Source organism: Herbaspirillum huttiense (assembly GCF_047300815.1).
Taxonomy (GTDB): domain Bacteria; phylum Pseudomonadota; class Gammaproteobacteria; order Burkholderiales; family Burkholderiaceae_D; genus Herbaspirillum; species Herbaspirillum huttiense_A.
On sequence record NZ_CP178609.1, the window covers coordinates 1 to 13,617 of the forward strand.

12 protein-coding genes are annotated in these 13,617 nt (G+C 50.8%); 9 read left to right on the plus strand and 3 right to left on the minus strand.

Annotated features, from left to right (window positions below):
* Positions 1-380 precede the first annotated feature (380 nt).
* From ACLRDN_RS25085 to ACLRDN_RS25105, 5 genes are all read left to right on the plus strand, one after another.
* Complete coding sequence (locus tag ACLRDN_RS25085; RefSeq protein ID WP_413460844.1) at positions 381-962, plus strand: Mu transposase domain-containing protein; 582 nt, start codon at positions 381-383, stop codon at positions 960-962.
* Positions 963-1,053: 91 nt separating this feature from the next.
* Positions 1,054-1,812 carry an IS21-like element helper ATPase IstB gene (gene istB, locus ACLRDN_RS25090; protein WP_413460605.1) on the plus strand — a complete coding sequence of 253 codons (759 nt, stop codon included), beginning with the start codon at positions 1,054-1,056 and terminating at the stop codon, positions 1,810-1,812.
* Positions 1,813-2,285: 473 nt separating this feature from the next.
* Positions 2,286-3,680, plus strand: coding sequence for a hypothetical protein (locus ACLRDN_RS25095; protein ID WP_413460606.1), 1,395 nt, complete (start codon positions 2,286-2,288; stop codon positions 3,678-3,680).
* On the plus strand, positions 3,677-4,327 hold the full coding sequence (locus tag ACLRDN_RS25100) for a hypothetical protein (protein ID WP_413460607.1): 651 nt from the start codon (positions 3,677-3,679) through the stop codon (positions 4,325-4,327). Before ACLRDN_RS25095 ends, ACLRDN_RS25100 begins: the two co-directional genes overlap by 4 nt.
* A 12-nt stretch (positions 4,328-4,339) precedes the next feature.
* Positions 4,340-5,590 (plus strand): hypothetical protein, encoded by a 1,251-nt coding sequence (locus tag ACLRDN_RS25105; protein ID WP_413460608.1) that lies wholly within the window; start codon positions 4,340-4,342, stop codon positions 5,588-5,590.
* A 304-nt stretch (positions 5,591-5,894) separates the two neighbouring features.
* On the opposite strand, the gene ACLRDN_RS25110 is transcribed toward ACLRDN_RS25105, so the two are convergent.
* The 3 genes from ACLRDN_RS25110 to ACLRDN_RS25120 all read right to left on the minus strand — a co-directional run bounded on the left by ACLRDN_RS25110 (position 5,895) and on the right by ACLRDN_RS25120 (position 7,638).
* A complete protein-coding gene (locus ACLRDN_RS25110) occupies positions 5,895-6,128 on the minus strand; it encodes a hypothetical protein (protein WP_241813809.1) in 234 nt (77 codons plus the stop codon).
* A 28-nt stretch (positions 6,129-6,156) separates the two neighbouring features.
* A complete protein-coding gene (gene flgB, locus ACLRDN_RS25115; RefSeq protein ID WP_241813808.1) occupies positions 6,157-6,582 on the minus strand; it encodes a flagellar basal body rod protein FlgB in 426 nt (141 codons plus the stop codon).
* A 468-nt stretch (positions 6,583-7,050) separates the two neighbouring features.
* The gene (locus ACLRDN_RS25120) at positions 7,051-7,638 is read right to left on the minus strand and encodes a mechanosensitive ion channel family protein (RefSeq protein WP_134221027.1); all 588 of its coding nucleotides are present in this window, start codon (positions 7,636-7,638) and stop codon (positions 7,051-7,053) included.
* 579 nt (positions 7,639-8,217) lie between these two features.
* Between ACLRDN_RS25120 and ACLRDN_RS25125 the strand changes: the two genes are divergently transcribed.
* From ACLRDN_RS25125 to ACLRDN_RS25140, 4 genes are all read left to right on the plus strand, one after another.
* Entirely contained in the window at positions 8,218-9,777 is a 1,560-nt protein-coding gene (locus ACLRDN_RS25125) for a tetratricopeptide repeat protein (protein WP_134221028.1), read from the plus strand.
* A 287-nt stretch (positions 9,778-10,064) separates the two neighbouring features.
* Positions 10,065-11,228: a porin gene (locus ACLRDN_RS25130; protein WP_134221029.1), complete on the plus strand. Its 1,164-nt coding sequence runs from the start codon at positions 10,065-10,067 to the stop codon at positions 11,226-11,228.
* Positions 11,229-11,545: 317 nt separating this feature from the next.
* Positions 11,546-12,232, plus strand: coding sequence for a response regulator transcription factor (locus ACLRDN_RS25135; protein WP_134221030.1), 687 nt, complete (start codon positions 11,546-11,548; stop codon positions 12,230-12,232).
* A complete protein-coding gene (locus ACLRDN_RS25140) occupies positions 12,225-13,589 on the plus strand; it encodes an ATP-binding protein (RefSeq protein WP_134221031.1) in 1,365 nt (454 codons plus the stop codon). Before ACLRDN_RS25135 ends, ACLRDN_RS25140 begins: the two co-directional genes overlap by 8 nt.
* Positions 13,590-13,617: the final 28 nt, after the last annotated feature.

A 13,617-nucleotide genomic window follows, 5' to 3' on the forward strand; every position in this document is an offset into this window, starting at 1 on the left:
GGATCGGTGCACATGCCAGGATGTTTGAGTTCTTTGGTGCCGCCCCGCATGTCATCGTTTGCGATAACCTGAAGTCTGCAGTGACTCGGGCCAGTAAAACCGAGCCGGAAATCAATCCGACCTATCAGCACTTAGGCGAACACTATGGCTGCGCCATCATTCCGGCGCGCCCAAGAAAGCCTGGCGACAAAGCCAAAGTCGAGAACGGCGTTCTCGTTGTCGAACGATGGATTTTGTTCGTACTCAGAAAGCGGGTATTCACCAGCCTTGAGGAATTGAACCAAGCCATTCGAGAGCTATTGGTTCATCTGAACAATCGCCCCTTTCAGAAGCTCCCAGGGTCTCGGCGTAGCACCTTTGAGTCTATCGACTTGCCTGCGATGAAGGCGCTGCCGTCCAAGCCCTACGAGTTTGTGGAGTTCCAGCGGACTCGAGTGGGGCCAGATGGCCGCATCGATGTGGATGGCCGCCCATACACGGTACCGCACGCACTGAGCCGTCAGGTGATCGATTTAAGACTGACGGCGGGCCTCATTGAAGTTTTGCATGCAGGAAAGCGCGTGGGCAGCATGGAAAGAAAACCTGGCACGGACCCTGTCATTGATCCTGCGCATCTGCCGTCAACGGATCGCTACTTCGCGACATGGACCCCGGAGGTCGAATTGAACTGGGCCACACAGATTGGCCCCCATGTACATGAGTTTCTGGCTGCACGACTGGCGGAGATCAAGCACAAGGAGCCAGGCTATCGATTGGCCTCTGCGCTGAAAAAAATCGAGTTTGAGGTGGGTGCAGCCCGTCTTGATGCAGCCTGCAAGGTGGCCAACATGCACGGGGCCAAGGCGCTCAAAAACATCCGCTCCATCTTGCGACATGGGCTGGAGAGCAGTCAGGTTGCGGGCCCCGTTCAAGAGGCCACGTTTGAGCACCCAAACATTCGTGGGCCCCAGTACTACCACTGACAAGCCGTTGAAATCAAGCCTGAATGCCTCAGCCGTGTTGCGGGGGCATGAAGGCAACAACCCACTCCAATTTTGAAATCGAGCCCCAATCATGATGACCAATGAAACCCTTCGCAAGCTCAATGAACTCAAACTGTTTGGCATGGCCCATGCCGTTGACGAGCAATTGTCCAGCCCCTCTGTATCTCACCTGGCGTTTGAGGATCGATTGGGCCTGATCGTTGATCAGGAATTCACCTACCGAGACAACAAGCGTCTCCAGCGGCTGTTAAAAAATGCCAAGCTGCGCGAGACAGACGCTTGCGTGGAAGACATCGACTATCGAGTTGATCGCGGGCTGGATCGTTCGGAAATGGCAACACTGGCCATGTGTACATGGATCAAGCGCGGGCTCAACCTGATCATCACCGGAGCAACTGGGAACGGGAAAACCTGGCTGGCTTGCGCGTTGGGTAATCAGGCCTGCCGCCACGGCCTAACCGTCAGCTTCCAGCGTGTGTCCTTGCTGCTGGAAGAGTTGGCCATCTCACACGTTGATGGCACCTTTAGAAAGACACTGGATAGGTTGGCCAAGGTGGACCTATTGATCTTGGACGACTTCGGCATCAGTGCACTCAATGCAGGCGGCCGTAGTGATTTGCTGGAAGTGATCGAGCAGCGGACAGGTAGTCACTCCACCTTAGTCACCAGTCAACTGCCGGTGGACCGATGGCACGACTATCTGGGAGGTAATAACCCAACGATTGCGGATGCGATCTTGGACCGATTGGTCACAGGTGCCGAGCGCGTTGTGATCAAGGGCAATAAGTCCATGCGCGCCACTCGCAAGACCAAGAAAGGCCAAAGCTGATCCAAGCCATTCAAAGAGATTGAACCCGTCCTGAGTGGCGGGTTTGAATCGGATTGGGTGTCTACTTTGAATCGGACAGGCTGGCGGATTTGCATCGGAACTGTTGGCGACTTTAGGCTGGAATACGCAATCAAGTCCTCGTAGCGCTTAAAACACAAAAAGAAGGTGGTCCCGGGAGGCACGCGCTTAGAGGTCTTATCCATACAAATTGTGATCGATGGATCCTTGTAAATAAGAACTCTATCCGTAGGCAGTTAGCAGACGGCGACGATGTAATCGAGGCCAAGGTTGATCTCAAATCGGGCACTTATTCTGAGTCGCTCGGCATTTTGAACAGACTTGCGAAAATTGAACCTCAATTCGCTCTTCCATTTTTCCCATATTCTAAAATTGGGATGCTAAAAGGAACCAATACCAGCGGCCGCACTAGAAACTTGGACTTGAGTATTGCGGTGCGCATTTTGGTTGCGTCGATGGAATGGATCTACGTAATAGGGCCCAGAATTATTCAAATAATTAGGTCCCTATGTGACGATGGAAAGCAAAAGATCGCCCAGGAAGCGAAACTAGTCGGGTTCAAATTTAAAACGCTAATTGATTTGCATCCCGCTGTAGCAGAGATACGGAGCTTGGCGGGAATCAACGTCGCGAACCTAGATATTTGCCAAGATAAGGATAAGTCTGTAAGTGTCCGCGCAATGATTACGGCACTAATTACTGCTTGTTTTTGCGCCATAGCAATAATGAATGCCCGTCGGAAGGACGAAGTAATTCATCGAAAGATCGGATTGCGCCAAGGGGATCTGACAGTGGTCGATGAAGACCTAGAACTCTATGTGGTGAACTTCTACATCGAGAAGTCATTTCGAGATCGTCTTCCTTATTACGTAAATACCGCAACAAAGGATGCGATCTTGCTCCTGCAAGAACTAGGCCTGCAGCATGACCATTTCTTGCAGCAATACCTTGGAAATGACTTTACAAAAATTGAGAGACAGAGCCTGTTTTTATACCCGCGATTAAGTAATAGACATGGCTTTAGCCCCAAGAGAAGTACCTATGTCTTCGCTTATAGAGAGCGTACGAACGACGCAGGGTTCTTCCTTAAATATGCGGTGGGTGACAGTTTTAACAGTGTTGCTTCTCATATGTTTCGGCGGGCATACTGCCTAATTATGTTCTATCGATACGAGAATGCCGACCTACAATCGCTTGCGTTGCAGTTGGGAACCAATCTTCTCACCCCTCTGATTTATCTCACCGACAGTTCCATGAGGCCCGATTTTGAAACCATTCCGTTCAAAATCCGAAAATCGATGAATGAGCTAAAGGGGGCATACCTAGCCCAGGCAAAGGAGTTGAATGATGAATATAGTGAAGTTGGTTACAAAAAGATGTTCGATGACATATGCGCTGTTTTTTCGAATGGAAAATTTTTCGGCGGTTACGAAAAATACCTTCGTCGCATAGGAACGAAGCTCACAAACATGATTGACTTCTCCGGCACAAATCTACTGGATAAGGAGAAGATGATTTTCGAAGTGGTAAAGAAGCGAGGACATTTTCCCGCTCCTTATCCCCATGGTCAGTGCATGGCCGGGGGCGCTTTGTCCGTGAAAAGCGCTAAGTGCCATTCCAAGCAGGACAAAAAATTACACCGGGAGCTCGCGTCGCCTGAGCGATGCACTGGATGCATTTTTAATTTGAGCTCAGATGACTACATCAGGAATTTGGAAGGCAATATTGCAAGTATGGAAGATGCTTTAAAAGCTCTTCCGAGCGGCTCCCTATTACGGAGCAGAGCTGAGGATGATATTCACGGGTTGGTGCGGGCGGTTGCTCTCATGAAAGAAAGGAGAAATCCTTGAATAAACTGACCAAGAAGAACAAAAATAAAACAGTGTCTGCTCATAAAAAACCTTCTATAGCGCACGTCGTCGAGAAAATTGCTAAGGAAAATATCCTGACCAAGATCCACTATCTGGAGCAGGTGGCTAGCGGCAATATAGTTAGGCGAGAGTCGGATCGAGGAAATAATGTGGTCCCCATAAAGCCTGGAAAAATTTGGGAGCTTCTTCCAAAATCTGTTCGTCAGTTTAACAAATGGTCATGGAATTCGGCTCTCGGAGACACATTTTCTTGGGAGAAAACGTTTTTGACAAATTCTCATGACACTCTCTGCCGATACCCCGAGTTAAGGCTGCGTCTGGAATCGGCACTTGATCTACTGAAAAAACTGCAACACGACGAAGGTATCAGTTCCTCCAAGAGCCCAAATAAACTAACTAGGGAACTTAAGGTTGCGATTGCAAGGCTGAAAGCTTTGGAGATGGAAAAAATTGATCGAGATTTAGAACTGCACAGAACTAGATCTGAGCTATCTATCCTCAAGGAAAAATTTGAAAGTACAAAAGCCGATTTGAAATTGGAAATTAATAAGCTTCAAGAAGAGATATCCGCTTTGCGTAGAACTGAGCAATCAAAGCCTGACTCAGTGCTTCAGTTTAATAGATGAGGGAATAATGGCATGCAACGCACAAGCTTGAGTGCTATCGATGAAGACCACAAAATTTCTGTCTCTTGGATTTCAAAAAATGATCAAATATTTCCCATTGCATATTCTCATCAAGGTGCGGAGCTGGTGCCGCATTTAAATCTATATGGTCTCCACTTGGCCGTGCGAGGAAACCTGGATAGAAAGACGGTTAGGAATGAAATATATCTGCTGAAATCGTTCTTTGAACAGATATTGACAACTGGCGTATGCGTTGACGATATTACTGACGAGTGGTTGACACAGTTTAGAGATTCGGAAGTTGAGCGAGTAATGTGCTCAAATAACTCTAGGGCACATAAAAAAACTGCTCAGCGAACAGTCAATGCAAAACTTAGGTGTGTTTATGCATTCCTAATTTGGTACCAACACTCGAAACCGACTACCTTGCGTCTAATTGGAAATAATAATTGCCAGGTTTATGTGCCCTGTGCGAAGGAAAGCCTGTCGCTTTTTGTATCCCCCGGCAATAAAGTAAAAGCGAGTGCTATTAGTAAGGCTCCCCTACTATTTCGTAGGGTCAGCGAGAATGGAAAGAGCCCTCATGGTAGAGCTGCTACTGAAAGTGATCTGAAGAATTTGAGGAGCTATTTTAAGAATAACCACACGCCCTTTGTGGCGATTAGAAACATCCTCATAATGACCATTGGGGATTTGACTGGACTACGCAGAGGTTCAATCAATTCTCTACGTTGCGCGCAATTTTCGTTAGAAAAAATCGCCAAATGTAAGGAAAAGTTCCCACTAAGGCCAGATAGCCAGAAATTTGGATATGAGAATTTTTTCGAAATTCCGATTGATTTGGCTCTTCAAATCGCTGAGTTCATTGCCGGGCCCAGAAACAATTTTTTGAAGGAGATGGGTTGGTCTGAAGCGCATACCCATGATCGAATCTTTGTTTCTGCTAGAGACGGGAAGCCGCTTAACGATAACTCTCTATCTCAAATCTTTGGCGACGCAAGTAGAGCTATTGGTCTAGGCCCAGGCCATGCAATCCACATGCTTCGTTTCAAGAATGTGGATGACAGAATTGCCGGGGAAATTGAGTCACGGGTGGCTCTGGGCCTGGACACTAGCACACAGTCTATCGCCGCTTCCGTGTCTATGGAGGTCGGACACTCCAATCCGGAATCGCTGTGGTCGTATGTCAGCCAAAGTCAATCTAAAATCGCACAACGAAAGAAAGCACTAAAAATAGACCCAGGTGGTTCTACTAAAAGCTAAATGACTGATGTTGAGCGGAGCTAGTTCATGTGTGCGGCTACGCAGAATTCGATATGTGCAGGTTAGTCGGCGTCGACTGTATAGCGTTGCGCTGAAAAACGCGCTCGCCAAAATGAGTGAGGACGAAGAGATATCCCAGGATGGTCGCTTCTTTGACAGCGCCACCTCCGACTTAGCCCCTTTCAACATATTCTTCATGGGTAATTTCTGCTCGAGCGCAAGCCACCGCTATCCTTCCAAGAACGAAAGGACAGTAGTTACTAGATAAATTAATGGACCTTCAGGGACGTCGGGGGGCTACCGATTAGCGGCGCTTCGATTGCGCTTTCTTCGGAGTTTCCTTTGTGAATCTATCTTTTAGAGGCAGCTTCTTTTTTGTAGGCTTGTTCGATTTAAATTTGAGCCAAAGATAGAACGCGAAGACCAGCAGCAGCATGACAACCGAGCCATTGGCCATCACCGTCGTCAGATCGTCATAGGTTGTTTGTGAAGGTTGAGACATTTTTATGAAAACTACGTCAGCAACGATGGTGAGCACACTTCATATCATCCAACATAATTAGTGACTAGCCCACCATGTTCTTGTACAGCGTTCCTATTTCCTTGTACTCGTCGACTGCTTTCTCCAAGAAGAATTGGTATCGGATAGCTTCGTGTGCAAAGGCCGCCCCCTCCTGGTCGACGTCAACGGTATTCCCATCAGCGCTTGGCTGAGTAGGCGAACGATACAGCACTAGGTTCTCATACGGCAGGTCTTTGGGCACTGTTGCATACCCCTTCGATAGCATTGGCAGCCTCGACGTTGTCATCGCCTGCTGCAAGGCAGTTGAGAAATCGATATCCCGGGCCTTGTAGTTAGGAGTGTCTGCGTTGGCAATGTTCGATGCCAGCAATCCGAGACGTTTCTCGGTGAGGCGGACGGCGTGTTGCCAGAACTTCTCGTCTTTCTCTCCAACTGCCGTTGGCGACGGCTCCATTCCTTTGACATTCATCACCGCTCTCCTTGCTTAACGCGACACCCGAACAATCTGCGATCAACTTTCTGGCGCCGAGATCACTCCGGACGCAAGGAACCCATTTCACGGCAAAACCGCTAACGGTCACAAAGGCGTGATGTGGGGCAACTGTTTTTGAGGGGCGCCGCCGGCTTTTGGCGAGGAGAATCCTGGCAAGATTTGGCTAACCGACCATTCAGCTGGCTACTCTCTTTCGCCAAAACAGGCGTCGAACACAAAGCGGAAGAAACGAGAAGCAGAGCGAAGAGTGCGTCCACATGGCCCCCAAAAGGAAAAATGCCGAAGGTCGCCCCCGTCGAATGAGGTGCGCCCATACAGCAAGATTCTAAGAAGGCATTTCGAACAAAATCATTACGCGTCTATTACGATCGCGTAATGATTTGTGTGGAGTGCAGAATCAGGGAGGCGATGAACGCAGAACAGGCTCATCAAGTAATATTAATTTCAGAATAACGATGCAGAACCATCATTCCATCTGCGCACGATGCGCTGGAAGAAAAGGCTGTTTGGGAGCTGAAGTGTCGTCCCGCTCCCGCTACCCTCAGTTTCCTCCGCCAATGTAGTGTAGACCAGATTGATGTCCAGCACTCGCCCTTTGACACCAGGCTTGTCTCCCCCTTCAATCACCTCGATCACGTCACCCACGCGGAACGGCTGCGTGGTGTAGATCAGGATGGCGCAGAAGAGATTGGAAAGAACGCTCCATGCCGCGAAAAATGCGACTGCACCGACTGCTGCAAATCCTGTAAATGCAGACCACAGTACCGCACCGGAGACGCCCATCCGCTCCAAGGCCCAGAGGATGGCACCGCCATACACAAAAAATCCGATGATGCGCTGGGTGAGCGCGGCCGCCTTATTCGGGAAACCATATGTCCGGCCAAGCCTTCCGATAAGCAGCCTCGCGACACGCATGATCGCGAGCGCCGCGACCAGAATCAAAATCACCTCAGCCGTTGGCACCAATACATCGAACCAATCAGCCATCCACTGAGGCAGGCTGTCGTGTACTGCTTGCAAGACTTTGTTCATTGGACTCCTCTTAAATCAGCCGGCCGTCGACGCCATACTGAAAATTTGAAAGAGCGAAGCATAGGACAAATATAAAAAAGTGGGCAAAAAAAATATCCGCATCCTACACACCAGACACACAAGAATATGTGTCTCGAATACGCATCGTTTTGGAGCTCTTCACGCGCGAAAAAGGTACCTCAACCAAGCACAAAGATTAACGAACGTTAATCTTGAAAATCATACCGACAGTCTGGATGAAACACTGAAGCGATAGCGGATTTTTCGCATCAAGTCTGTCAATAAAGAAGAGGAAATTCCTTTGTTTATGCAGCTTACAGAGGATTTTTATTAACAACATTTAATGTTTCATTCCCGTTCGTAGATCACCAACGCTGGCTAACATCCGTCGAAATTTCGGTGCCCGCACAACGTCCTTCTACGATCTCCTCAATGATCAGATGCCTCCGGATTTCACCTCTTTGAAATCTGGATCAGGTTCTCCGGGCACGTTCCTTATGAACAGAAACGGAGGATACCTCATGCCGTCTTCCACAATCTTCAGTCTGCCAATTTATCACCTGCGGAGCGCTCAATAATATGGCCGCCCGTGATGACCTCGCTATTTTAAAAGCAGCCAGAACTGGTGCTGCGGAAGCCCAATTGGCAATTGGTACTCGCTATTACCTGGGAAACGGAAGCCTTCCACAAAGTACAGAAACTGCATTCTATTGGCTTGAGCGTGCAGCTAGGCAGGGACTTCCCGATGCTTGGACTATGATCGGCCGCGCGGTTCCATATGACCTGGTGCGCACAATGTCCCGTCCCTACGAAGCTGCCACCTGGTATGAACGGGCTTTCGATTCTGGAGTGTTTGAAGCTGGCATCGTATTCTCGCGACTGGTGCTCGAGAACTCATCACATTTCAGCGACAGATCCAAAGAAAAAGCCGTCAGTGTTCTCAAGCAACTGGCGGAACGGGACGACCACGAAGCACAATGGCTTCTCGCTCAACACCTTGCGCGGTTGGAAGACGACCATCGGACCGCTCCCGATGAAAGGATCAGTCTCGTACCTCCTTTGAAGGAAGCCAAGGAACACTGGACAAAGCAAGCAGCGCTGGCTGGAGTGGCGGAAGCCCAGTACTCCATATTGGAGAAGTGCTGGCAAACAAGAGACTACGTCGGCTTTTACGAGAACGCTGCGCCAATAATCAACAGTGTCCTCAAAGGCCAAGAAAGTCAGATTCGACTGCTCCGGGATCCATCACCTCATTCGCTGCCTCTCTCTCTCTCCGACAATGAGACTGAACTGTTCTTACGGCAGTCGCAAATCATATTGGAACGCAATACACCAGACATCCCATATGCCCAGAGATTGTTAGAAGTCGCGGCACTCTCTCAAAATCATGAGGCGCAATATCGGCTAGGTATGCTGTATGCACGCATCGATCACGACTGCGAGCGGGTGTTCCCACGGAGCGGCCAAGCAAATTATCTAGCTGCTGTTCCATGGCTCAATGCAGCCGGGAAAGCGGGGGTTGCAGAAGCATGGCACGGCCTCTCCATGATCTACGCAAAGGCAGAGTACTTCCAGCGCAATCTGGCACTGTCTCGCCAGTATCTGAACCGCAGTGCCGAGATGGGGTTCGCACACGCGCAATTCGACTACGCACAGTACTTATGGCGCACGCGGCGTGATGCGCCCATGCATGACGTCCATGCACTCTCATGGTGGAAGAAGGCAGCGGACCAAGGCCATCATGAAGCGCAGATAGCAGTTTCTAGATTCTCTGCTCAGAACGGAAGCGAGACATGGGCAACTGAGATTGCCAGGTCACTGACGACCAAGATGAGAAAGTCCCACCCCTTTCTCTCAGCCAGAATTGACCTTGCCGCTGCTTTCCGTCTGTCCAAATCCGAAGCCGTTCTCATAGAAGTGCGCCATGCCGATCATGGTCACTGCATCGAAGTAGACATCAGCAAACTTCACGCACGCAGCAAAAGGCGGTTGATTCTGGTTGAAAGTGCCTATCAACGTATGACATTAGATTTGATCTCGCGCCTTTTTAGCGACGTCAACTCAAGCTTCGACGGCCCTGAAGGCAACTATCGCCAGCGTCAATATCGCTTGAAGAAAATCATTGCTGAGATCGGCTAACTCTCCCATGGTACCACTCGATTTTCATTTGAGCGGTATGCCTTCCGGCACCAACCTCCGTTGGTGCCGTTTTTTTCGGCCGTCGAATGTCACATCGCACACGCCATCTCGAAAGGCTTCATGCATTCGACAGATGAAGAAATACAACATATCAAGAATCATTCGCCCGGTAAAAACCAGACTTTTTTCTATATTTACAAATGGCCTGTTGATGCGAAAAAGGAACACGTAATGTTAGAACATCCGTTAAACGAGCGGATCCTCAAGACTATTTTTAAGGAAGACAAATGAAGAAATCCTTGCTCGCACTGGCCGTGCTCGGCGCATTCGCTGGTGCTGCCCAGGCGCAATCCTCCTCCGTTAGCATCTACGGCATTATCGATACTGGTGTCGTGTACACCAGCAAGGCTGTGAACGGCACCGCCAATGGTACCGGCAGCAAGTTTGGCCTGAATTCCGCTGTTATCCAAGGCTCGCGCATCGGCTTCAAGGGCGTTGAAGACCTGGGCGGCGGTCTGAGCGCAGTCTTCAACCTGGAAACTGGCTTCCGTAACGACACTGGTGCCCTGGATGATTCGAAGACTACCAATACTCTGTTCCGTCGCAAGTCGGTGGTCGGTCTGGCCGGCGGCTTCGGTACCGTTCTGCTGGGTCGCCAAACCGACTTCGCTGACTCGATTTCCTACCTGACCTCGGTTGCCGACTTCGGCTTCATGACCGGCTCTGTTGGCCACAACCTCGATCGCCTGGAAGGCACTCGTAGCAACAACGCCGTCAGCTACACCACCACCAATATGGGTGGCTTCACCGGCAACCTTTTCTACGGCTTCGGTGAACAAGCTGGCCGCACCTCCGCTGGCCAAGCCTTCGGTATCGGCGGCAAGTACGACAATGGTCCTCTGGGTCTGGGCATCAACTACTTCCAGTCCAAGCAAGGCGCAACCCCGGCTGACACCTCGCTGCTGATCGGCACCACCAATGCCGGCGACGTTACCAACTCCGGCAACAGCGCTGCCAAGGTGCTGAACGTTGCAGCTAGCTACCAGTTCGGCCCTGCCCGCGTGTACGCAAACTACAACCGCGTCAAGCAAGACTTGAACACCACCAGCCCAACCGCTCTGGCTGGCAAGACCCTGGCTGTCGCGAATAAGGCCGATATCTATGAAATCGGCACCGCTTACTCGCTGACTCCGACTCTGAAGCTGCTGGGCGCCGTGACTCACACTCGTGCTGACTTCAACTCGTCCTCCAAGGGCAAGCTGACCCAAGTCAGCCTGGGCACCGACTACTGGCTGTCCAAGCGCACCGACCTGTACGCCTTCGTGGCTAACATTCGTGCGTCTGACATGGCCAACAGCGGCGTGTACGGCGATGCAACCGGCAACGCCGCTACCGGTGGTGCTGATGCTAGCCAGACCCTGGTCGCAGTCGGCGTTCGCCACAAGTTCTAAGCAGTACGTCCTCTCCAATATCGCGACCTAGTCGCGATATTGGATCGGCATCAGAAGAAGGCTTGCCCACGCAGGCCTTTTTTCTTTTCTCCAAAATTATTTTCAAAAATTTCCACCGAGCCATCGGCTATTTTTCGCTCGCGTGGTACAGTTTTTCTCCTGCATCAAACACCTCAGGTAGACATTCAATACCCCAAGGTTCCGGTGCCAACTCCATTCAAACTCACCAGTCTTGCAATGCTCTTCGGGTCATTCCGAATTGAGCGAGGCGCACCTCAGCGCCCCAATAACTGGCCCCAATATTCTGTGTAGGAAAAATGACGGCGACAAAATTGCTGATCGTCGAAGACAACGAGCGCGTAGCGCGGTTCTTGAAGAAAGGACTATCCGAATCCGGATACGAGGTTGATCACGCCGATAACGGTCGCGACGGCATGTTGCTGGCGACCAGTACACCCTATGCCGCCATTATTATGGACCGCATGCTCCCAGGGGGCATCGATGGTTTGAGCATCATTGAGGCATTGCGTAAGACTGGAAACAAGGTCCCTATCTTGATCCTCAGCGCTATGGCCGAGGTCGACGACCGAATCAAAGGACTTCAGAGTGGCGGGGACGACTATCTGGTCAAGCCGTTTTCGTTCGGGGAGTTACTGGCTCGCGTCGAAGCCATTGCCCGCCGCGCTCGGGAATCGACCGAGAAGACCTACCTAGTCATAGGCAACCTGCACCTCGATGTCATGAAGCACAAGGTATATCGGGACGGAAAGGCCCTGACTCTCCAACCGAGAGAGTTCCTGTTGCTCGAGTATCTGATGCGCCACGCCAATCAGGTCGTTACCCGTACCATGCTCCTGCAGAACGTTTGGAATTACGATTTCGACCCACAAACCAATGTGGTCGAGGTGCACATCAGCAAACTTAGACAAAAACTGGATGGGGATTCTCGCCCCTCTATCCTGCGCACCATCCGTAACGCCGGCTATATGCTTACTGATGAATAGACTATTTAAATTCTCTGCTCGAACAGTAGCCACCTGCTACGTCATATTCAGTCTACTTGCGCTGGCAGCCTTTGCCACGCCGCTCTGGTACGCATGGCAAGAATTTGTGGAGCAAGATTGGCGACACATTCTGCACGCCGATAGCGATAGGCTTCAGCGTGTCTTCGATGAGGAAGGCGTCGATGCGCTCAGCCGAAGGATCGAATCAAGAGTCGGTGCCATACCGGGAGGATCGGAGGATATTGTCCTGTTGACGGACGAGAAGATGCAGCACCTCGCAGGAAATCTCGATGCTTGGCCAGTTGAAGTCAGTCCGATAGCATCCAGCGGCAGATTCCAGGTCGATATCAATGGCAACCGCACACGCATTCTCGCTCGACATTTGGTCCTGAATGGACGATTCCATCTGCTGGTCGCTCACGACATCAATCGATATCGACTGCTTGAGAACATGTTTATCGTAGGCTTGGCCGCCTCCGGCACCATCATTATCCTGCTCGGCATCGCTGGTGGGGTGGCGATCCGCCGCAGTCTGCTTGCGAAGGTGAAAGATATCAACCAGGCTGCCTCGGCCATTATGCAAGGAGATTTCAGCCATCGGCTTCCGCATCATGGCGGGGAGAATGAGCTGGCGACCCTCGTCCAGACGGAAAACCTCATGCTGGCGCAGATTGAGCAGCTCATGAATGGCATCATCAATGCGTCTAACTCGATTGCGCATGATCTTCGCACACCACTTGCCGAATTACGATCGCGGCTGGAAGGCCTCCTGCGGGTACAACGAGGTGATGCGGATGAAATAGAGGGAGCGATCGAAGATGTCGACAGAGTCATCGCCATCTTTAACGCTTTGCTACGGTTGGTAGAAATTGATACAGGTGCTCGGAAGGCCGGCTTTACTACTGTTGATGTAGCGGCTGTTGTCGCCGATATCGCCGATTTTTATCAGCCGCTAGCGGAATCTCTCGGAAAGTTCATTGATCATCGCCCGTCTGGGCCTGTTCTGCTCCGCGGAGACTCATTGCTACTGGCGCAAGCCGTGAGCAATCTGATTGATAACGCGATGAAATTTGTACCTGTCGGCGGGACCGTTACACTGAGCTGCGTTCAAGTAGACGAGGGCCGAGTTCTGGTGCGTGTTAGTGACGACGGCCCTGGGATTTCTGACGCTGAATTACCGAAGGTGCAACAGCGTTTCTATCGGGGCGATACGAGCAGAGCGACACCAGGTGTTGGCCTAGGCCTCAGCCTGGTGGCGTCTGTTGCGAGACTACATGATGGCTCTCTAGAACTTTCCAACAACCATCCCGGACTACGAGCAGTCCTGATTCTGCGAACTGCATCGGTATCGGAATAGTTACATCCAATCCAAGCAGAGCTCATCA

What these genes read in the sequence shown, in the direction of transcription:
- ACLRDN_RS25085 (WP_413460844.1), top strand. Translation starts at nt 381, where the DNA reads ATGAAGGCGCTGCCGTCCAAGCCCTACGAGTTTGTGGAGTTCCAGCGG.
- istB (WP_413460605.1), top strand. Translation starts at nt 1,054, where the DNA reads ATGATGACCAATGAAACCCTTCGCAAGCTCAATGAACTCAAACTGTTT.
- ACLRDN_RS25095 (WP_413460606.1), top strand. Translation starts at nt 2,286, where the DNA reads ATGGAATGGATCTACGTAATAGGGCCCAGAATTATTCAAATAATTAGG.
- ACLRDN_RS25105 (WP_413460608.1), top strand. Translation starts at nt 4,340, where the DNA reads ATGCAACGCACAAGCTTGAGTGCTATCGATGAAGACCACAAAATTTCT.
- flgB (WP_241813808.1), bottom strand. Translation starts at nt 6,582, where the DNA reads ATGAATGTCAAAGGAATGGAGCCGTCGCCAACGGCAGTTGGAGAGAAA.
- ACLRDN_RS25120 (WP_134221027.1), bottom strand. Translation starts at nt 7,638, where the DNA reads ATGAACAAAGTCTTGCAAGCAGTACACGACAGCCTGCCTCAGTGGATG.
- ACLRDN_RS25125 (WP_134221028.1), top strand. Translation starts at nt 8,218, where the DNA reads ATGGCCGCCCGTGATGACCTCGCTATTTTAAAAGCAGCCAGAACTGGT.
- ACLRDN_RS25130 (WP_134221029.1), top strand. Translation starts at nt 10,065, where the DNA reads ATGAAGAAATCCTTGCTCGCACTGGCCGTGCTCGGCGCATTCGCTGGT.
- ACLRDN_RS25135 (WP_134221030.1), top strand. Translation starts at nt 11,546, where the DNA reads ATGACGGCGACAAAATTGCTGATCGTCGAAGACAACGAGCGCGTAGCG.
- ACLRDN_RS25140 (WP_134221031.1), top strand. Translation starts at nt 12,225, where the DNA reads ATGAATAGACTATTTAAATTCTCTGCTCGAACAGTAGCCACCTGCTAC.